Annotated in this window: 19 protein-coding genes and 1 tRNA gene; 12 read left to right on the top strand and 8 right to left on the bottom strand. The window is 63.8% G+C overall.

What is annotated here, in order from left to right:
* The 4 genes from LQ952_RS12610 to LQ952_RS12595 form a co-directional block, all read right to left on the bottom strand.
* A partial coding sequence (locus LQ952_RS12610; protein ID WP_238622986.1) for a cytochrome b/b6 domain-containing protein occupies window positions 1–597 on the bottom strand: 597 nt, incomplete at its 3' end.
* Window positions 594–2,213 (bottom strand): tetrathionate reductase family octaheme c-type cytochrome, encoded by a 1,620-nt coding sequence (locus LQ952_RS12605; protein ID WP_238622985.1) that lies wholly within the window; start codon window positions 2,211–2,213, stop codon window positions 594–596. The genes LQ952_RS12610 and LQ952_RS12605, both read right to left, overlap by 4 nt.
* Before the next feature lie 184 nt (window positions 2,214–2,397).
* Window positions 2,398–3,471, bottom strand: coding sequence for a glycosyltransferase family 2 protein (locus tag LQ952_RS12600; protein WP_347402083.1), 1,074 nt, complete (start codon window positions 3,469–3,471; stop codon window positions 2,398–2,400).
* A gap of 6 nt (window positions 3,472–3,477) precedes the next feature.
* Window positions 3,478–4,395, bottom strand: coding sequence for a lysylphosphatidylglycerol synthase transmembrane domain-containing protein (locus LQ952_RS12595; RefSeq protein ID WP_238622984.1), 918 nt, complete (start codon window positions 4,393–4,395; stop codon window positions 3,478–3,480).
* A 110-nt stretch (window positions 4,396–4,505) separates the two neighbouring features.
* On the opposite strand from LQ952_RS12595, the gene LQ952_RS12590 reads away from it, so the two are divergent.
* On the top strand, window positions 4,506–6,086 hold the full coding sequence (locus LQ952_RS12590; protein ID WP_238622983.1) for an ArnT family glycosyltransferase: 1,581 nt from the start codon (window positions 4,506–4,508) through the stop codon (window positions 6,084–6,086).
* Between the two features lie 66 nt (window positions 6,087–6,152).
* On the top strand, window positions 6,153–7,673 hold the full coding sequence (locus LQ952_RS12585; RefSeq protein ID WP_238622982.1) for a YifB family Mg chelatase-like AAA ATPase: 1,521 nt from the start codon (window positions 6,153–6,155) through the stop codon (window positions 7,671–7,673).
* Between the two features lie 66 nt (window positions 7,674–7,739).
* On the opposite strand, the gene typA is transcribed toward LQ952_RS12585, so the two are convergent.
* The gene (typA, locus tag LQ952_RS12580; RefSeq protein WP_238622981.1) at window positions 7,740–9,560 is read right to left on the bottom strand and encodes a translational GTPase TypA; all 1,821 of its coding nucleotides are present in this window, start codon (window positions 9,558–9,560) and stop codon (window positions 7,740–7,742) included.
* Between the two features lie 175 nt (window positions 9,561–9,735).
* Between typA and LQ952_RS12575 the strand changes: the two genes are divergently transcribed.
* Window positions 9,736–10,095 carry a cupin domain-containing protein gene (locus tag LQ952_RS12575; protein WP_238622980.1) on the top strand — a complete coding sequence of 120 codons (360 nt, stop codon included), beginning with the start codon at window positions 9,736–9,738 and terminating at the stop codon, window positions 10,093–10,095.
* Here the strand turns inward: LQ952_RS12575 and LQ952_RS12570 are convergent, their stop codons facing one another.
* Both LQ952_RS12570 and LQ952_RS12565 read right to left on the bottom strand, forming a co-directional pair.
* Complete coding sequence (locus LQ952_RS12570; protein ID WP_238622988.1) at window positions 10,096–10,341, bottom strand: YcgL domain-containing protein; 246 nt, start codon at window positions 10,339–10,341, stop codon at window positions 10,096–10,098.
* A 220-nt stretch (window positions 10,342–10,561) separates the two neighbouring features.
* Complete coding sequence (locus LQ952_RS12565) at window positions 10,562–11,308, bottom strand: hypothetical protein (protein WP_238622979.1); 747 nt, start codon at window positions 11,306–11,308, stop codon at window positions 10,562–10,564.
* A 130-nt stretch (window positions 11,309–11,438) separates the two neighbouring features.
* Between LQ952_RS12565 and LQ952_RS12560 the strand changes: the two genes are divergently transcribed.
* Window positions 11,439–11,957: a GspH/FimT family protein gene (locus tag LQ952_RS12560; protein ID WP_238622978.1), complete on the top strand. Its 519-nt coding sequence runs from the start codon at window positions 11,439–11,441 to the stop codon at window positions 11,955–11,957.
* Between the two features lie 61 nt (window positions 11,958–12,018).
* Here the strand turns inward: LQ952_RS12560 and LQ952_RS12555 are convergent, their stop codons facing one another.
* On the bottom strand, window positions 12,019–12,345 hold the full coding sequence (locus tag LQ952_RS12555; protein ID WP_238622977.1) for a high-potential iron-sulfur protein: 327 nt from the start codon (window positions 12,343–12,345) through the stop codon (window positions 12,019–12,021).
* A gap of 246 nt (window positions 12,346–12,591) precedes the next feature.
* On the opposite strand from LQ952_RS12555, the gene LQ952_RS12550 reads away from it, so the two are divergent.
* The 8 genes from LQ952_RS12550 to LQ952_RS16070 all read left to right on the top strand — a co-directional run.
* Window positions 12,592–13,212 carry an ABC transporter ATP-binding protein gene (locus LQ952_RS12550; protein ID WP_238622987.1) on the top strand — a complete coding sequence of 207 codons (621 nt, stop codon included), beginning with the start codon at window positions 12,592–12,594 and terminating at the stop codon, window positions 13,210–13,212.
* Window positions 13,209–14,006: an ABC transporter permease gene (locus LQ952_RS12545; RefSeq protein WP_238622976.1), complete on the top strand. Its 798-nt coding sequence runs from the start codon at window positions 13,209–13,211 to the stop codon at window positions 14,004–14,006. The genes LQ952_RS12550 and LQ952_RS12545 overlap by 4 nt, the downstream gene beginning before the upstream one ends.
* Window positions 14,007–14,145: 139 nt before the next feature.
* A complete protein-coding gene (speA, locus tag LQ952_RS12540; RefSeq protein WP_238622975.1) occupies window positions 14,146–16,026 on the top strand; it encodes a biosynthetic arginine decarboxylase in 1,881 nt (626 codons plus the stop codon).
* A 274-nt stretch (window positions 16,027–16,300) separates the two neighbouring features.
* Window positions 16,301–16,376 (top strand) — tRNA-Thr (locus LQ952_RS12535).
* Window positions 16,377–16,566: 190 nt separating this feature from the next.
* The gene (locus LQ952_RS12530) at window positions 16,567–16,791 is read left to right on the top strand and encodes a hypothetical protein (protein WP_238622974.1); all 225 of its coding nucleotides are present in this window, start codon (window positions 16,567–16,569) and stop codon (window positions 16,789–16,791) included.
* A gap of 150 nt (window positions 16,792–16,941) precedes the next feature.
* Window positions 16,942–18,006, top strand: coding sequence for a DUF945 family protein (locus LQ952_RS12525; RefSeq protein ID WP_238622973.1), 1,065 nt, complete (start codon window positions 16,942–16,944; stop codon window positions 18,004–18,006).
* Window positions 18,007–18,121: 115 nt separating this feature from the next.
* Window positions 18,122–18,568 carry an HIT family protein gene (locus LQ952_RS12520; RefSeq protein ID WP_238622972.1) on the top strand — a complete coding sequence of 149 codons (447 nt, stop codon included), beginning with the start codon at window positions 18,122–18,124 and terminating at the stop codon, window positions 18,566–18,568.
* Between the two features lie 36 nt (window positions 18,569–18,604).
* A partial coding sequence (locus tag LQ952_RS16070) for a DUF1289 domain-containing protein (protein WP_430733773.1) occupies window positions 18,605–18,764 on the top strand: 160 nt, incomplete at its 3' end.

Below are 18,764 nucleotides of genomic sequence, written 5' to 3'. Positions count from 1 at the left end.
GTGGCCCTCCTGATACCCCGTCACCATGGACTTGAGATAGGCATACCAGGGATGACCGGTGGTGGAGGCCATGTAGATGTGGCCGATCAGGAACAGCATCAGGGCAAAGGTGGCCGCCACGTGGGCGTAGGCTACCCAGGCCAGGGGCAACAGGTCGCCCATGAACGTCCCCTTCCAGGCGGCGTAGGTCAGCAGCAGCAGACCGGATACCCACAACGCCGGTGCAATCGCCGCCTTGAAACCGAAATAGGCCAGTCGCTGCAGCGGATTATGCTTGCTGGACGGTGATGTCACGAAGGGCTTGGCTTCGCCGGAGAAGATCCCGTAGACGTAGTACAGCATCACCGCCGGCAATCCCCGGTGGGTGGGCACGTACTGGCGCCACTCCCCCGTCACCACATGCCAGAAGATGGCAAAGGCCCACAGACCGATCAGGCTCAGGGCCATGACGATATGGGCCTTGAGGGCCGTGTCATAGGCGATCAGACCATGACTGCCGTGCAGCGCCAGCCCGGTGAACAGCAGGCCGAAGATCAGGACCGTCTGCGCCCAGTGCCAGACACGCTCGAACAGTGTGAAGATGCGTAACTTGCTCATGCAGACCCCCTCATTCGGCGACGGTGGATCAGATAGCGCCCCAGGCCGTGAACCACCACCGACAGCAGGGTCAGCCATACCGCCAGCCAGCCGATGGGTTCCCAGGGGTGACGGTCACGCCCGGGGATGTAGACCCCCGGCAACTCCGCCAGCCGACCGTCCACGCTGTGGCAGGATTCACAGCTCAGGGCGTCTTCTCCGGGCGCCACCATGTGATTGACCGGCCAGTACATGCGGGTGTCGACAAACCCGTATTCGCCACTGAACCCGACCTCGGTCTGACCCACCCGGAGGGCGGTGGCCATGCCCGATGCCAGGGCGGCATCCCAGTCATAGCCCCGCCAGAAGGCGTTTTCGTCACGCCCGAACAGATGGGCCACCAGCAGGGCGTTGTGCCGGGTATCGTAGGGCTGACGCCCGGCCATGACCTTGAAGGGCCAGATCCGGGCCCCGGGCTGCCCCGGCCCGCCCTCCGGCACGTTCACGTCCACCGGTCCGGATGGATCGATGGGATCACCCAGCAGGGTGTAGCGCATGTTGCCGTCAAACCAGCGGTACTCCGGTGCATAGTTTTCCCGCCACTGGAAGGCACCCTTCATGCCGTCATAGACCACCAGACCGTCCTCCATTTCCACCACGGGGCGCCCCTGTGCGTCCCGCCGACCGGCCACGGACCAATCCCAGAGCGTCTTGGTGGGCAATCCGCCCCGGGCGATGGCCGGTACATGGCAGGTCTGGCAGGCAATGAATTCAGCATGCTGATTGAGCTTGTTGTGGATGCCGGTGTCATGGGGCGTCGAGCCGTGGCAGGACTCGCAGGCAGGCCGGTCACTCTCCCGCCCCGGCACTGCGACACCCGCCTGCGGGGCCGCCTTGAGCTGATAACGACTGCCCTGCTGGATGTGACCGGTGAATTCATGGCAAGTGGCACAGGAAAAATTCAGTCCGTCGGGCGCCATGTGCACATCAACGGTGCGGGGCGGCCCCAGCAGTGAGCTGTCCAGATCCCCATGCTTGACCGCGTCGCCCCCGCCGCCTTCAAAGTGACAGGTGCCACAGGTCTCCCGGCTGGACTTGCCCACATGGCGGGCCACATGAGCCAGATCCGGCGCCTTGAACAGCTTGCCCCGGAACGGGGTGTCCTCGTAGGGGGGGTGGCCGGCGCCGGTGGGGAACTTCACGTAGGTGCCGGTGGTGTCGTGACAGACCAGGCAGTCCACCCGGTCCTGGGCGGTGAAGTCGAAGTGTTCGTCTTCCCAGCCGTAACCCACATGGCAACTGCTGCAGCGCTCATAACTGCCGGCAATGCCCTGGCACAAATTGTTCAGGGCAAATCGCTTGCCCAGGACCTGACCGGTTTCCGGTTGCTCGAAGCGCCAGGTCCAGTGGATGCTGCGATGGACCTGCGGCGCGGCTTCCGTATGGCATTCCAGACAGGCACGGGTGACTTCGGGACCGCTGTGGAACGGTCCCGCCAGCTGCTCGAACTTGCGATGATCCGCCGTGGAGGACAGGCGCGTCTCCGCCGGCTGGGGGATGGTCTCGCCGGCCAGGGCCGGCAAGGGAGCCGGCAACAGCACCAGCGAAAGAATGAGAAGACCTGAGCGTATCGACACGTGTCACTCCGGGATATGAATGGCAAACCGGAGACCATTAGTAAACACTAATAATCTAAAGTGAGTGTGTCACAACCTCACCGCCTACGTCCTTGACAATCATCAGAAAGGCCCACGCAAGGGCCAAGGCCGCCCTGCCCGACGCATCCGGACACGCACACACCGGGGGGTCATCACGACAGTCTCAACCGCGACGGCACCAGTCATCGCCGGCGGCGTCCTCCCGGGTCCGCTCGCGCACCACGTAGGAGCGGATCCGGCCGGACTCGAAATAGGTCCGGGCCATCAGCTCGCTCAGCACGCCGGTGGTAAGCAGCTGCACCGAGACCAGCACGCACATCACCCCCACGAACAGCAGCGGCCGGGTGCCGATATCCGCCTGCAGCAACACCTTGACCGACGCCAGGTAGCCCAGGATGACCGCACCCAGGGCACCGAAGAACAGGCCGATGGAACCGAAAAAGTGCCCGGGGCGTGCCTTGTAACGCATGAAGAAATACACCGACAAAAGATCCAGGATCACCCGGAAGGTGCGGGAGATTCCGTACTTGGAGTCGCCATGGGCACGGGCATGATGGGTCACCACATGCTCGCGGATGCGCCGCGGCGAGGTCTGGGTGGCGAACCAGGCGGGGATGAAGCGGTGCATCTCGCCGTAGAGACGCACTCCCTTGAGGACCTGGGCCCGGAACACCTTGAGACTGCAGCCGTAGTCGTGCAGGTTCACCTTGGTGGTCCAGCGGATCAGCTTGTTGGCGATGCGGGACGGCACCTTGCGTTTCCACAGATCGTCATGACGGTCCTTGCGCCAGCCCGCCACCATGTCCAGGTCCTCGTCCAGCAGTCGCCGCACCATGACGGGGATATCCGCCGGATCGTTCTGCAGGTCACCATCCAGGGTGGCGATGACGCTGCCGCGGGCGTGGTCGATCCCCGCCTGCATGGCCGCAGTCTGGCCGAAGTTGCGCTGCAGCGTCAGCACCCGCACATGGCGTCCATACTGCTCCCGGGCCGCCAGCATGCGGTCCGGCGTGGCGTCGGCACTGCCGTCATCCACCAGCACCACTTCCCAGGGCATGGACAGATCACCCAAGGCCTCATGGATACGGGCCACCAAGGGGGCCACATTATCCTCCTCGTTGTACATGGGAATGACCAGGGACAGGCTCAGGGCCTCCTCGGTGCGGTAGACGGCGTAGCCCTGATCATCGGTGACGGCCTGAGCCGCCGCGGCATCGCCTTCGGGTTTGACGGACATGATTCTCTATTTCTCTTCGTTGGCTGCCGGCAGCCAGGGCAACAACAGCCCGCCGGCAAGCGTGGATCCAAGCAGGAAAAGGTGCAGATTGACGGCGCCCACCAGAGCCTGTTCCGCCGACACGCCGAAAGGCAGCAGAGCCGCCATCACACCGGCCTCATAGGTACCGGCACCTCCGACCCCGTGTACCGGCAGGACACTGGTCAGATCACCGGCGATGACCGCCAGCCACAGGGCGGCGGCGGGGGCCTCCAGGAACAGGGCCAGCACCCAGACAAAGACGGCCAGTTTGACGCTCCAGTTCAGTGCCGTCCAGGCCCAGGCACGCCAGAAGTCGCGGGGAGAGGTCGGCAAGGCCTCCAGGGCCTGCAGGATCAAGCCACCCCATCGCCCCTGAACGTGCGGTGCCAGTCGGCGCTGCAGCAGGGGTGAGGCGCGACGCACCAGGGGCAGGGTGAACAACCACAGGAGCGTCGCCGCCAGCGCGGGCAGCCAGCCCACCAGCCAGGTGCCGACCGCCGCCAGACCGAAGGCGGCGAGCACGTGCAGGTCCATGAGGCGAAACCAGAGCAGCACCGGCACGGAATGGACCGCAGGCACCTGGAAGTAGCGCGCCATCAGCACCGGGAAGCTCAACTCGCCGGTACGCATGGGCAGCAGATTGTTGAGCAGATTGTGGATCAGCGTCAGGCGCAGGCAGGCCGGGAAACGGCCTCGCATCACCGGTCGGTAAAAGTCATAGACCCGCCAGGCACGCAAGACATAGGTGAGCAGGGTGAGCAGACCGGCCGCCAGCAGGGCCGCCGGCGACAGATCCCGCCAGGGCACCAGGATGGCCCCCCAACCGTAGAAGCCTTCCACCAGCCCGACAAAGGCCAGGAAGATGATGATGGAAACGAGGGTTCTGGCGCGCGGCCTCAACATCCGGAAATATCCCAACACACTGCCACCCGTCGACAAAGCGAAACCCTGCCGCCGACACCACGACCGGGTTAAACTGCGTTCATTCCATCCAAGCCCTACAAGCCGACATCGTGCCACGTATCCATACCTATTACCCGACGGACCTGCAGGAACTGTCGCCCCGCATCCTCTGGGCCTTCCTCACTGCGGCCCTGTTCACAGCCTTCTTCTACAACCTGCACGGCGTGCCGCTGTTCGACCTGGATGAGGGGGCGTTCAGTGAAGCGACCCGGGACATGCTGGCCCGGGGGGACTTCATCGCCACTTATCTCTACGGCGAGCCGCGGTATGATAAGCCCATCCTGATTTACTGGCTACAGGCCCTGAGCGTGAGCGCCTTCGGGCTCAACGAACTGGCCCTGCGACTACCCTCGGCCCTGGCCGCCACCGGCTGGATGCTGCTGATATTCGCCTTCATGCGGCGGGTCTGTGACCGTCATACCGCACTGGCGGCCGCCATCATCGGCGCCACGTCCCTGGGGGTGATCGTCATCGGCAAGGCCGCCATCGCCGATGCCGCCCTGCATCTTTTCATCGTCGGCGCCATGTTCGCCATCTACCTGCATTTCAAGGAAGGCGGGGTTCGCTGGGTCTATCTGGCGTTCCTGTGCATGGGGCTGGGCTTTCTGACCAAGGGACCGGTGGCAGTGGTGATCCCGCTGGCGGTGAGCCTGATCTTCTATGGTCTCAAGGGCGAGTGGCGGTCCTGGCTGCGGGCGGCCTTCAATCCCCTGGGGATCATGCTGTTCCTGCTCATCGTGCTGCCCTGGTATCTGGCCATCACCTGGCGGGAAGGACCGGGGTTCCTGATGGGCTTTTTCCTGGAGCACAACCTGGGTCGTTTTCAGGCCCCCATGCATGGGCATGAAGGTCCCTTCTATTTCTATCTGCCGGTACTGCTGGTGGCCCTGCTGCCCTATACCACGGTGCTGATCCGGACCCTGTGGGAAGTGAGGGAGAGCTTCCGCGAGGACCTTCACGGGTATCTGCTGACCTGGTTCCTGTTCGTGCTGGTACTGTTTTCGGCGGCCGGCACCAAGCTGCCCCATTACATCTTCTACGGCATCACGCCCCTGTTCATCCTGATGGCCCTGCATCTGGACCAGGTCCGCAGCCGGTTTTGGCTGTTCCTGCCCCCGGCCCTGCTGTTTGCAGGGCTGTTGACCCTGCCCCATCTGGTGGACCTGATCAAACCCCATCTGGACGACCCCTTCATTCTCGCCCTGCTGACGGACCACCATGTGCATTTCGGCCCCATCTGGCATGCCTTCTTCGTCATCGCCCTGGCGGCCTGTCTGTTCTTCATGCTGGATCGACGCATCCAGCGCGGCTATCGCCTGTTCCTGATCGGCCTGACCCTGAACGTGGGCGTGGCGGGACTCCTGCTGCCGGCGGTGGCCGGTGTACAGCAATCCCCCATCCGCGATGCCGGCCTGGCGGCCCGGGATCTGCCGGAGACGGTGGTGATGTGGCGCCTGAACAACCCCAGCTTCAGCATCTACGCCAATCGGGGCGTGGAGCGGCGCATGCCGGAGCCGGGAGAAGTGGCGGTCACCAAGGAGGACTCCCTGGCGCGCCTGGAGCACCATCATTATGAAGTGCTGCACGCGCGCAACGGGGTGATCCTGGTACGGATACTCGAAGCCCCATAGAGGTGCCGGGGATGCCGACTTTAGGTTATAGTCCGGCGATCAAGGACGAGCCCCATGGAAGGACCCATGCACCTTGCCGTCATCCGCAGCCGAGCCCAGTTGGGTATCCAGGCGCCCTCGGTACACATCGAAGTCCATCTGGCCAACGGCCTGCCCAGCTTCGCCATGGTGGGCCTGCCGGAAGTCGCCGTGAAGGAAAGCCGTGATCGGGTTCGGGCCGCCATCCAGACCAGCGGTTTTGAATTCCCTGCCCGCCGCATTACCGCCAACCTGGCACCGGCGGACCTGCCCAAGGAAGGCGGGCGCTTTGATCTGGGAATTGCCCTGGGGATCCTGGCGGCCTCGGGACAGATCCCCCTCAAGGCCTTGAACGGCCTGGAGTTCCTGGGAGAGCTGGGCCTGACCGGTGAACTGCGTTCGGTACGCGGCGTGCTGCCGGCAGCCATGGCCGCGGGACGGGCGGGGCGCACCCTGATGCTGCCCCGGGGCGATGCGGACGAAGCGGCACTGGTAGACGATGTGAACGTGATCGCGGCGGACCATCTGCTGGAAGTCTGCGCCCACCTGCGCGGCGAAGCCCCGCTCTCCGCCCATGTGCGCACCCCACCGGCCATGGGCGATCCGGTATCGCAACCGGATCTGGCGGACGTGCGCGGCCAACCTCAAGCCCGCCGCGCCCTGGAGGCTGCCGCCGCCGGCGGTCACCATCTGCTGATGGTCGGGCCGCCCGGCACCGGCAAGACCATGCTGGCCAGCCGGTTGCCCGGGCTACTGCCACCCATGAGTGAGACCGAAGCCCTGGAGACCGCAGCCCTGCATGCCGTCAGTCACCACGGCATCGACCCCGCCCGGTGGCGTGCCCGCCCCTTTCGCACCCCCCATCACACCTGTTCGGGGATAGCCTTGGTGGGCGGAGGCTCGCGCCCCAAACCCGGAGAGATTTCCCTGGCCCATAACGGCATTCTGTTCTTGGATGAACTGGCGGAGTTTGACCGCAAGGCCCTGGACGTGCTGCGCGAACCCCTGGAGACAGGCCGAATCTCCATCTCCCGGGCCGCCCAGCAGGCGGAGTTCCCGGCCAGATTCCAGTTGGTGGCGGCCATGAATCCCTGCCCCCAAGGCTATGACTGCGACCTGGGGGCCAACTGCCGTTGCACCCCGGAGCAGCGGCGACGCCACCGGGGGCGCATCTCGGCCCCGTTGCTGGACCGGATCGACCTGTCCATTGAGGTACCCAGACTGCCCCGGGATGTGCTGCTGGAGCCTGGCCCACCGCCGGAATCCAGCGCCGTGGTCAGGGCGCGGGTGTCCGCCTGCCGGGATCGGCAACTGGCGCGGCAGGGGAAGCTGAATGCGGGATTGTCCGGGCGGGAGACGGAAGGAGTCTGCACGCTGGCAGCGGCCCACCGACAGTTGCTGGAAACGGCCATGGACCGGTTCCGACTCTCGGCACGGGCCTATCACCGCATCCTGCGGGTCGCCCGCACCCTGGCGGACATGGATGAGGCACCCCGGATCGAGGTGCCTCATCTGATGGAGGCCCTGAGCTACCGGGCCATGGACCGGTGGCGGGCCAGCGAGGCCTGACTGTTCGCAATCAGGGCTGCGCCTCCACCACAGGACGGCCCCTAAAACAGGACCGCCCCGGCCGGCTTAGCCGCCGCTGGAGCGGGAGGCGCGCTTGCGCTCGTGTTCCAGCAACAGCTTCTTGCGCACCCGGATCGCCTTGGGGGTGACCTCAACCAGTTCATCGTCCTCGATGAACTCCAGGGCCTGCTCCAGGGACAGGCGCAGGGGGGGCGTGAGGATGATGTTCTCGTCGGAACCGGCAGCGCGGATATTGGTAAGCTGCTTGGCCTTGAGGGGATTCACCACCAGATCGTTGTCCCGGGTGTGGATGCCGATCACCATGCCCTCGTAAACCTCCTCGCCGGGACCGATGAACATGCGGCCACGCTCCTGCAGGTTGAACAGGGCAAAGCCCAGGGCCTTGCCGGTGCCGTTGGCAATCAGTACCCCGTTGTTGCGCGGGGCCACCGCACCGGGGCGGAACTCGCCATAGCTGTCAAATACATGATGCAGGATGCCGGTGCCGGAGGTGGCGGTCAGGAACTCGGTCTGAAAACCGATCAGGCCGCGAGAGGGTACCCGGTAATCCAGACGCACGCGACCCTTGCCGTCGGGGATCATGTCCAGCAGCTCGCCGCGACGACTGCCCAGCTTTTCCATGATGGCACCCTGGTGCTGCTCTTCCACGTCCACCGTCACCATCTCATAAGGCTCTTCCTTGACCCCTTCACGGGTGCGCACGATGACCTCCGGGCGGGATACACCCAGTTCAAAGCCCTCTCGGCGCATGTTCTCGATCAGGATGGACAGGTGCAACTCGCCTCGGCCGGAGACGCGGAACTTGTCCGGGTCATCCGTTTCTTCCACCCGCAGGGCCACGTTGTGCTTGAGTTCTTCCAGCAGACGTTCACGCAGGTTGCGGGAGGTGACGTACTTGCCGTCACGGCCGGCAAAGGGCGACGTGTTGACCTGGAAGGTCATGCTCACGGTGGGCTCGTCCACCGTCAGGGCCTTGAGGGGTTCCACCGCCGCCGGATCGCAGATGGTGTCGGAGATGTAGAGTTCGTCCATACCGGTGAAGGCGATGATGTTCCCGGCGCGGGCCTCGGGTACTTCCACCCTTTCCAGCCCCCGGAAGCCCAGGATCTGCAGCACACGGCCGTTACGGACGTTGCCTTCCCGGTCCATAACCTTGACGGCGGTATTGGTTCTGACCTTGCCCCGGGTGATGCGGCCGATACCGATCAGGCCCTGATAGGTGTTGTAGTCCAGGGAGGACACCTGCATCTGGAAGGGACCTTCGGGATCCACGCGGGGGGACGGCACCTTGTCGATGATGGTCTGGAACAGGGGGTCCATGTTGCCGTCGGTCACGCGGGGGTCCAGGCCGGCGAAACCCTTCAGGGCCGAGCAGTACACCACGGGGAAGTCCAGCTGTTCCTCACTGGCGCCCAGACGGTCGAAGAGGTCGAAGATCTGGTCCACCACCCAGTCGGGCCGGGCACCGGGACGGTCGATCTTGTTCACCACCACGATGGGACGAAAGCCCATGGCAAAGGCCTTGGCGGTGACGAATCGGGTCTGGGGCATGGGGCCGTCGACGGCATCCACCAGCAGCAGCACCGAATCCACCATGGACAGCACCCGCTCCACCTCGCCGCCGAAGTCGGCGTGGCCGGGGGTATCCACCACGTTGACGCGGTAACCGTTCCATTCCAGGGCGGTGTTCTTGGCCAGGATGGTGATGCCCCGCTCCTTCTCCAGGGCGTTGGAGTCCATCATCCGCTCCACCACCTGCGCCCGGGCATCCAGGGTTCCCGACTGCTGCAGCAGCTTGTCCACGAGGGTGGTCTTGCCATGGTCCACGTGGGCGATGATGGCGATGTTGCGAAGCTTGTCGGTCATGGGAAAAACGGCCTGCCGCCGGGGAATTGTTGGGCAAAGGGGGCGAGGATTATACAGCCCGCAGAGTTGCGCGGATATGGCGAGGCGGAGGAATATGCACTTAAAAGCGGGTATTCAAAGAAGAAATTGGGCATCATGGATGCCCTGCAAACCCTGCGAACCAGGAGGCCTTCCCATGAAGACTCGCTACCAGGACATTGCTCCGTATCAGACGCTGGATGGATCGGAGATCCGGGAACTCATGCATCCCCGCCTGAATGGCGAGGGCGCCCTGAGCCTGGCGGAGGCCTTGGTGCGGCCCGGGGCCTGTACCCGACTGCATGCCCATGTGGAGACCGAGGAACATTATCACTTCACCCAAGGCGAGGGCATGATGCATCTGGGGGAGCAGGTATTCCCGGTGAATTCGGGAGATACGGTAAGGATACCGCCGGGGACCGCCCACAAGGTCCACAACACCGGTAATGTACCCCTGCGCATCCTCTGTGCCTGTGCCCCCCCCTATCTCCATGAGGACACACAGATCCTGGACTGATCAGGCCGGTGTCTGGTTCTCCACCGGCATCTGCAGATGAAACCCCCGGATCCTGAGGTTTTCCATCACCTGGGCGGCATCTTCCCGGGCCAGCCTGCGCTGCGGGGTCAGTTCGAACTCCAGGGCAAACACCGGCGCACCGAACACATTCATCAGGGCATCCGGCAAGGATGAGAAGTCATCCTTTACAGGCAGGTAGAGATAGGTGTCCTGCTTGCGACTGCTGCGATAGACATAGCACGTCATGCCTTCGGTGTTGTAACTCAAACCGTCCTCTCCTTCACTCAAGAATCAATACGTTGGAAACCCCGCAACCGGCCCGTCATTCCCGCACCTCATCCGTCATTCCCGCGCAGGCGGGAATCCAGTGACGGACTGCCCTGGACTCCCGCCTGCGCGGGAGTGACGACAAAACACCTTCGCGGGCACGGTAACAGGCGAATTTTGCGGAAACGTCGACAAGGACTCAATCCGCCTCGAAGATCACGTCGGGCTCATCGGGCAGGGACTGCACTTCAGCCGACGGCGGGACCCGAGGCGCGGCACCCATCCGATCCCAGACCTCCATGCGCCGGATGTCCCGGCGCCGGTACTCGAAGGCCACATGCCCCCCCAGGATGACCTGCTGCAGATAGAGGCTGGTGGGCGTGACTGCAATCAGATTGCCCTCCCGAACCACCCCGTCACCCAGCACCAGCCGCATACGCGCACCCTCCAGCTGGGGGAGTTCAGCCGGCAGGACCATTCGGTAGGCTCGGGGCGCGGGGGCGGGATCCGCTTCCAACCTGAAACTGGAGGCAGGGGGCAGGGGCTGAACCGGCGCAAAGGGATCGTACTCGACAATCTCAAGCGGCTGCCCGGTCTCCTCCTCAATCCGACGGACCAAGGCCTGGTTGGGCAGTTCCACATCCCAGGGGCGTGTGACGGGCATCTGAATGTCCACCCCCACACCGAACCGTTCCAGGGTCTGCTCCACGGTCCGGTCGGCACCCCCGTGCAGGGCTCCGCCGAGCACCAGCAGCCCCATCACCGACACCAGAAAGCCGGTTCGGGCCCGGTGCCAGTGCAGCAATACAAAGGCCAGCGAGACGACGGGGACGAGGTTGATCACCCCCCAGATGAATTCCCGGCGAAAACCCGCCAGGACCACCAGCAGGTAACCCAGGAGCACCAGTGCCGCACCTGCCAGCAGGGCGCCGTCCAATACGGTCATGCGCAGACCCTCGAGCCACAATTCAGTGGCAAGATTATAACAGCGCCTATACCGGTCAACGCCGCTTGTCCACACCACCCGCCCGGGTTAAGCTGCCGGTCGGCGGTCAGAACCTCAAGGAGAGAGGCATATGTCCAGGGAATACGGACTGACACTCACCGAACTGCTCATCACACTTGCCGTTGCCGCGGTGCTTGCCACCGTTGCCATCCCCGGTTTTGCGGGGATGGCGCGGGAACAGCGGTTGATCACCACCACCAACACTTTCATCAGCGCCCTCCACACGGCCCGCTGGGAGGCGGTGAAGCGCGGCCACCATGCCCTGCTCTGCCCCTCCACGGACGGCCTGCGGTGTGCATCCGCATCCTATGCCGAAGGCTGGATCGTCGGCGTGGTGGAACACCCGGCCACGGGGCCGGTGATTCAACCCGACACGGTCATTCGTCACTTCGATTCCGTGCCCGCATCAGTCACCATCCACGCCAACGGCACCATGGGGGAATACATCGCCTATCGCAACGACGGGCAAACCCGTCGCCTGAACGGCGCGCTGCAAATGGGTTCGGTATGGCTATGCCATGGGGAGGTGGGACGACGAATCGTCATCAGCCGGACCGGACGGGCGAGGGTGGAAGCCGCCGCCTGCTGAGCAGGGCGGCGATGCGGGAACCGCCCGAGCATGGGCGTCGGGCGGCTTCCTTGGTTGGCGATTAGCGGGCCACCCAGGCGGTGCACCAGCCGTTGGCGGATACCAGCTTGCCGGGGAATACGGTGCAAGGACCCCAGTCCTGGGCACTGGCATCGCTGTACAGCAGACAATTCATGCAGGTTTGCCCTTCTTCGTAGGCCGGATGCTCCACGCCCGCGGCATCATGCCGGTACTCCAGGGCCTGAGCAGCGGGATCATCCTCGCTCAGGCGCTCCATGGCCATGGCCGTCGTGGTCCAGCCCAGCCCGGCCATGGGCACGGCCAGCAGGCCATAGCTGCCGAACTTCAGAAAACGGCGCCGACTCAGGGTATTGTCGCGATCAGTCATCGTCACTTCTCCTGTGTGTTCATCGTGTGAGTCTCGCAAAATGCCCCTGGCATTCGAACCCTGCACCGGTCCCTGATATTCTGTTGTCCCGCCTTGGCAGCGCAGGCTTACAACCTACATAAGCTGGGGGCACCGGATTCACCCTAGCGAACCCCGGCCACGGGTGCAAGCCTCCTGGCGACCGCCGTCAAGGCCGTTATAATGAACGAATTTCGCACTCCGGAACGCCATCCCGCCCCTGTCCTCATGGACGATTCACCGGACACGCCCTTGTTGCTCGAGATCCAACAACTGCGCACCCCCCAGATCGGGCCTTTGGACCTGAGCCTGCACGCCGGAGAAGTGGTCCAGGTGGCCGGGCCTTCCGGCGCCGGCAAGTCCCTGCTGCTGCGGGCCATCACCGATCTTGACCGCAATGAAGGTCAGATCCGACTGGAAGGGCATCCCAGGCACACATTTTCCGGGGCCGGCTGGCGGCGGCGAGTGGGCTATCTGCCCGCGGATCCGGCCTGGTGGGCGGACACCGTGGGTGAACATCTGCAGTCAGGGGATGAGCACTGGCTTGAGGCCCTGGGCTTCACGCCGGATGTGCGCACCTGGACCGTGGACCGGCTATCCAGCGGTGAGCGGCAACGGCTGGCGCTGGTGCGTGTGCTGCAGAACCGTCCTCGAGTCCTGCTGCTGGACGAGCCCACCGCCAACCTGGACCCGGACAATACCCGGACCATGGAACGCCTGATCCGGGATTATCTGCGCGAAAGCGATGCCGCCGCCCTGTGGGTCAGTCATGACGCGGACCAGCGCAGCCGCCTGGGCGGCCGCCTCTTCACGATGGAAAACGGTCGACTGACGGAGTCAAACGGATGAACGTCATCGCTCTGTCACCCATGGACCTTAGTCTGGCAGCCCTGCTGGTGATTGCCTTGGCGGCCCTGACCAGCCGAGTGGGCATGGGACTGTCGAGGAGCCTACTGGTCTCGGCCACGCGTACGGTGGTGCAGCTGCTGCTGATCGGTCTGGTGCTCAAGACCCTGTTCGAGCATGCCGCCCTGCACTGGGTGGCCGGCATGGCAGCGGTCATGCTGCTGGTGGCAGGGCGTGAAGTGGTGGCCCGGCAGGGGCGACGTTTCACCGGCTGGTGGGCCTACGGCATCGGCACCCTGGCCATGTTCGTCTCCGCCTTCACCGCCACGGTGTTCGCCCTGACCGTCATCATCGGCCCGGCCCCCTGGTGGGAGCCCCAGTACGCCATCCCCCTGCTGGGGATGCTGCTGGGCAACACCATGACCGGGATCGCCCTGGGCCTGGATCGGCTCACTCAATCCGCCTGGCAGCAGCGGCGGGTGATCGAAGGTCGCCTGATCCTGGGGCAAACCTGGACGGAAGCGATCCAGGACATTCGCCGGGAGGCGGCCCGCAGCGGCCTGATGCCCATCATCAATGCCATGGCGGCGGCGGGCATCGTGAGTCTGCCCGGCATGATGACCGGCCAGATCATGGCGGGGACACCGCCCATGGAGGCGGTGAAATACCAGATTCTGGTGATGTTTCTCATTACTGCAGGCACCGGCTTCGGTACCCTGGGTGCCATCTGGCTGGGATCTCGGCGGCTATTTGATGAACGGGAGCGCCTGCGCCTGGATCGCCTGAAGCTCGGATGACGAAGGACACTCCAACCGTCGGGAAGGCCCCTGCAGGCTCCCCGGGGCACCGGCATAGGGAGTATCATAGGCCCGCTTTACCGGGGCCGGTGTTACAGGATCACCGGCCCTCCATTCGCGCTGATCGACAAGGCCCATCATGACAGATTGGACGACGGATAACGCCCGCCAGACCTACAACATCCCCCACTGGAACGGCGACTATTTTCACATCAACGATCAAGGCCGCGTGATCGTCCGCCCGCCCGCCCATGCCCATCATCCAGGCGTGGACCTGTTCGAACTGGTGAGCCATGTGTCCGGCCTGAACATCGACGTGCCGGTGCTGGTGCGTTTTCCGGACATCCTCTGCGATCGCGTGAAGCGACTCACCGAGGCCTTCGATCAGGCCATCGAGGACAACGAGTTCCCCGGCCGCTACACCGCCGTCTATCCCATCAAGGTGAATCAGCAGCGCAGCGTGGTGGAACGCATCCTCACCTGCGGCGGCGAACGGGTGGGCCTGGAGGCAGGCAGCAAGCCGGAACTCATGGCGGTGCTGGCTCTCGCCCGCCCCGGCGGTGTGATCGTCTGCAACGGCTACAAGGACCGGGAATACCTGCGCTTGGCCATGATCGGCCAGCTGCTGGGCCACCGGGTCTACATCGTTATTGAGAAGCCCTCGGAATTGAACGGCGTGATCGAGGCCGCCCGCGACCTTGGGGTCCGCCCCACCCTAGGCATGCGGGTACGGCTGGCCTCCATGGGCAAGGGCAAGTGGCAGAACACTGGCGGCGAAAAGGCCAAGTTCGGGCTCTCCGCCGCCCAGGCCCTGAAGCTGCTGGATCAGCTGCGGGACCATGACATGCTGGACTGCATGCAGCTGCTGCATTTCCACATGGGCTCCCAGATCGCCAATATCCGCGACATCCAGTCGGGCATGTACGAGGCCTCCCGCTTCTTCGCCGAGTTGCATCGCCTGGGCGCCCCCATCCAGGTGGTGGACGCCGGCGGCGGCCTGGGTGTGGACTACGAGGGCACCCGCTCCCGCAACCTGTGTTCCATCAACTACAGCCTGCAGGACTATGCCGACAGCCTGGTGCGCATCCTGGCCAATACCTGCCGGGAATACGACCTGCCGCCGCCTGAGATCTTCACCGAATCCGGCCGCGCCATGACCGCCCATCATGCGGTACTGATCACCAACGTGATCGACACCGAACGCGCCCCGGTAGCCGCCGATATCCAGCCCCCCGATGAAGAGGCCCCGGCGGTACTGCTGGACATGTGGAGCCTGTTCGAACGCACCGCCGAGAGTGCCCCCACCGAGGTCTTTCACACCATGGTGGACTGGTTGCGGGAAGTGCAGTCCATGTTCACCCACGGCCTGCTGGACCTGGAGCATCGGGCCCTGGCGGAGCAGATCTATTTCGCCACCTGCCGAAGGCTGCTGACCGGGCATGCCCAGCGCCTGCCCCGGGATATCGCCGACGAACTCACGGAAAAGCTCTCGGACAAGTATTTCTGCAACTTCTCCGTGTTCCAATCCATCCCGGACGTCTGGGCCATCGACCAGATCTTTCCCATCATGCCCCTGCACCGGCTGGATGAGCGGCCCACCCGGCTGGGGGTGCTGCAGGACCTCACCTGCGACTCCGACGGCCACGTAGACCGCTATGTGGACGGCGAGACCATCGTCCCCAGCCTACCCCTGCACGAGTTCCGCCCCGGAGAGCAGTATCTGCTGGGGATCTTCATGGTCGGGGCCTACCAGGAGATCCTGGGAGACCTGCACAACCTGTTCGGCGACACCGACGCCATCAATGTGGTACTGACCCGGGACGGCGGTTACGAGGTGGTGGAACCGGAACAGGGTGACACGGTGGAGGAACTGCTGCGCTACGTGCACTTCGACACCGAGCTGCTGGCGGGCGCCTATCGCACCAAGGTGGCGGCCGCGGGTCTGGACGAGGCCATGCAGCGGCAGATCCTCAAGGAACTGGACAACGGTCTGTCCGGATACACCTACCTGGAAGACTGATCCATAGCGGGCATGCCCCCCTGTCCTCCCGTCCATGGCGCGCCGGGAAGGCAGGAGGACCTGCGTCAGTGGGCGGTCATGCCCCCGACCACCAGATAATGGGCACCGGTGATGCCGATGACCCCGTTATTGAACTGCCCCATGATGATGGATCTGCGGTTGCAACGGTCTGGTTGAGTCCTGGCTCCTCATGCACTAAACTTAGCAGCCTTTCCGTGAGCCTGCCGTGCCCTCTCTCGGCAGCATGTAAAGGATCAAACCGGTTTTTAGTGCCGCCGGCATAGCTCAGTTGGTAGAGCAGCGCATTCGTAATGCGAAGGTCGTAGGTTCGACTCCTATTGCCGGCACCAGTCGCAGTGAAAAGGGCGGCCCCTATGGGCTGCCCTTTTTCATGACCGTCTTTCTTTACCACGCCCCGAGGCCTGATCCCGCCCGTCCGCTTCATCCCCCATGGCCGAAGATACCGGTCGCATCCTGCAACTGCGGACATGCTCATGCTCTAGAATGGTCTCCACCTCATTCCGTCTGGATTTCACCCTCATGCCCACCAAAGCACTCGGTCTCGGATCTTCCAGAGTCATCGTCTTGACAGCCATGGTCGCCCTGCTGTTGGGCGCCTCCCTCCTCGGCCTGAACCAGTGGGTGCATAAGGCGGCAGCGGACCGAATCGAAGCCAGCCTGGAACACCTCGGGCAAATCGACAGCACACAGCCCGGCCTGCACCTACTGTGGGCCGATTATGATCGCAAGCAAGGATTCATCTGATATCGGCTACGCTTCATACCCGCACCCGATAGCCCGCTCTACCCGCTGCTCACCGAACGACAGGAAACCGAACTCCCTTACCTGGAGCTATCAGGTAACGCCGAAGTCACCACCCATGGGTTGCCGGGACTACTGGGTAAGATCGCCGATGTGGAAGGACAGCTGCTGCTATCCGATACCTGGAGACAGGTGTTGCCGGATTATCAGGGCGAAGACTGGGCCCGCTACGACATTGAATTCCATACCCGACACCAGCACCGCGTCAGCATCCATGGTGAAGGCTATCAGGGCAGAATCATGAATGCCCTGGGCCAAAGACAGGGAGAGGCCGACTGGTCGGCGTGGCGCTTGGTCGGCCACTGGCGACAGGATGGCCGCCTCGACCGACTGTCCCTGGATCTGCCACGGGCATGGATCAAGGTGCAGGATGAAAATCTCGAGCTCCTGCTGGAATCGCTGGAGTTTGTGCTGGAAGATGCCCTGGTTGAAGAAGGCATCCTGACGCAAGCTCAGTCCGAAACCCGGATTACACGCTGGCGGCTGGAAGACCGCCATGACTCCCTGGAGATGCGGGACGTAAAACTCCGCTGGCACAATCAGCGGGAAGCGGACCGGCTCAAAAGTGACGTGATCCTGGCCTGGGGACCCCTCATCCTTGACGGATCCAAGCTGCTGGAAAGCGGTCAGGTGAGCATGGGATCCGACGTGAGCTTTTCAGGCCTGGTTGAACTCAGAGCCATGACGGATAGCGGAACCAGCGAAGACGCGGCCGCTCGGGAGGCTGGCCTGCACGCCTTGCTCAGCCGGGGCGCCATGATCGCCGTTGATACGCTGTCCCTGCAGCACGCCGAAGCAGGCTCATTCGAAGGCCGGCTGACCCTGGGGCTGAAGAAAAATCCTGCGCTGGATCTAAGCCGAGGCCTTGCGGGCCTGGAAGCCCTGCACGGCTCCGCCGGTGTCCAGGTCCAGCCCGCCCTGATCAAGGCGCTCATGCGATCCTACCTGCTGGAGCAGTTCCCGGGCGCGGAAGGTCCCCATCTGGATCGACTGGTGGAACAGCAATGGCTGGAATGGTCCTTTTTACTACGCATGATGCCCTTCGTGACCCACTGGGATGACGACCTGATCCGCATGGCCCTGGAGTTGGACGCCGGCATGCTCTCAGTGGACGGTCGACAAGTCATGAACCTGCAGGAGATCCTGCGGCTGTTCTAGCTGCCTGTCGGTCATGATCAAAGACTGCGGGCCGGGGAAAGGTGCTAACTTACCCAAGTCGGGAGGGCTTGGCACAGCCATGTCGGTCCTTCTCCATGACGACGAGGGAGACCCAATGACTTTACTTCCATGCCCACTTTGTACCCCCCGCGATGAAACACTGGTCTGGCAGGATAGCTGCTGCCGGGTCATCCTGGTGGAGGACCCCGACTACCCCGGCTTCTGCCGGGTGATCTGGCATGACCACGTGGCTGAAATGAGCGATCTGGTCCCGCTGGAGCAACAGCACCTGATGGGCGTCGTCCTGGCCACGGAACGGGCGCTGCGCGCCCTGATGAAGCCGGAGAAAATCAACCTGGCCAGCCTTGGCAATCAGGTTCCCCATCTTCACTGGCATGTGATCCCCCGCTTTCGGGAGGATGCGCACTTTCCCGAAGCGATCTGGGGCACCCGGCAACGAGCAACTCGCCCGGGACAGGCGCCGGATCGGGAGATCCTGGCCAGCTGGATCGAGTCCATCATGGGTCATCCGGGGAAACCTGCCGGTAGCGCCACGGTCTGAAAGCGGAGACATCCACCCGCTTTGGAACCCACCATCATGCTGACCCCCTGCATCAATATCTGCCGGGCAGAAAACGGCCGCTGCATCGGTTGCGGACGAACACTGGAAGAGATCGGTGCCTGGCAGGCGCTCCGTGATCAGGAACGGCGCGAGATCATGGCGCGACTGCTCATTGAGGGCTATCCAAGGTCTGCCG

The sequence above is a fragment of the Ectothiorhodospira lacustris genome (assembly GCF_022227785.1).
Classification (GTDB): Bacteria; Pseudomonadota; Gammaproteobacteria; order Ectothiorhodospirales; family Ectothiorhodospiraceae; genus Ectothiorhodospira; species Ectothiorhodospira lacustris.
Note: the sequence above shows the minus strand (reverse complement) of the source record. Positions and strands in the feature narration are given on the sequence as shown.

Coding starts and splice junctions, on each gene's coding strand:
- LQ952_RS12560 (WP_238622978.1), top strand. CDS start 11,439: ATGTCCAGGGAATACGGACTGACACTCACCGAACTGCTCATCACACTT.
- LQ952_RS12550 (WP_238622987.1), top strand. CDS start 12,592: ATGGACGATTCACCGGACACGCCCTTGTTGCTCGAGATCCAACAACTG.
- LQ952_RS12575 (WP_238622980.1), top strand. CDS start 9,736: ATGAAGACTCGCTACCAGGACATTGCTCCGTATCAGACGCTGGATGGA.
- LQ952_RS12530 (WP_238622974.1), top strand. CDS start 16,567: ATGCCCACCAAAGCACTCGGTCTCGGATCTTCCAGAGTCATCGTCTTG.
- LQ952_RS12555 (WP_238622977.1), bottom strand. CDS start 12,345: ATGACTGATCGCGACAATACCCTGAGTCGGCGCCGTTTTCTGAAGTTC.
- speA (WP_238622975.1), top strand. CDS start 14,146: ATGACAGATTGGACGACGGATAACGCCCGCCAGACCTACAACATCCCC.
- typA (WP_238622981.1), bottom strand. CDS start 9,560: ATGACCGACAAGCTTCGCAACATCGCCATCATCGCCCACGTGGACCAT.
- LQ952_RS12570 (WP_238622988.1), bottom strand. CDS start 10,341: ATGACGTGCTATGTCTATCGCAGCAGTCGCAAGCAGGACACCTATCTC.
- LQ952_RS12600 (WP_347402083.1), bottom strand. CDS start 3,471: ATGTCCGTCAAACCCGAAGGCGATGCCGCGGCGGCTCAGGCCGTCACC.
- LQ952_RS12565 (WP_238622979.1), bottom strand. CDS start 11,308: ATGACCGTATTGGACGGCGCCCTGCTGGCAGGTGCGGCACTGGTGCTC.
- LQ952_RS12595 (WP_238622984.1), bottom strand. CDS start 4,395: ATGTTGAGGCCGCGCGCCAGAACCCTCGTTTCCATCATCATCTTCCTG.
- LQ952_RS12545 (WP_238622976.1), top strand. CDS start 13,209: ATGAACGTCATCGCTCTGTCACCCATGGACCTTAGTCTGGCAGCCCTG.
- LQ952_RS12520 (WP_238622972.1), top strand. CDS start 18,122: ATGACTTTACTTCCATGCCCACTTTGTACCCCCCGCGATGAAACACTG.
- LQ952_RS12585 (WP_238622982.1), top strand. CDS start 6,153: ATGCACCTTGCCGTCATCCGCAGCCGAGCCCAGTTGGGTATCCAGGCG.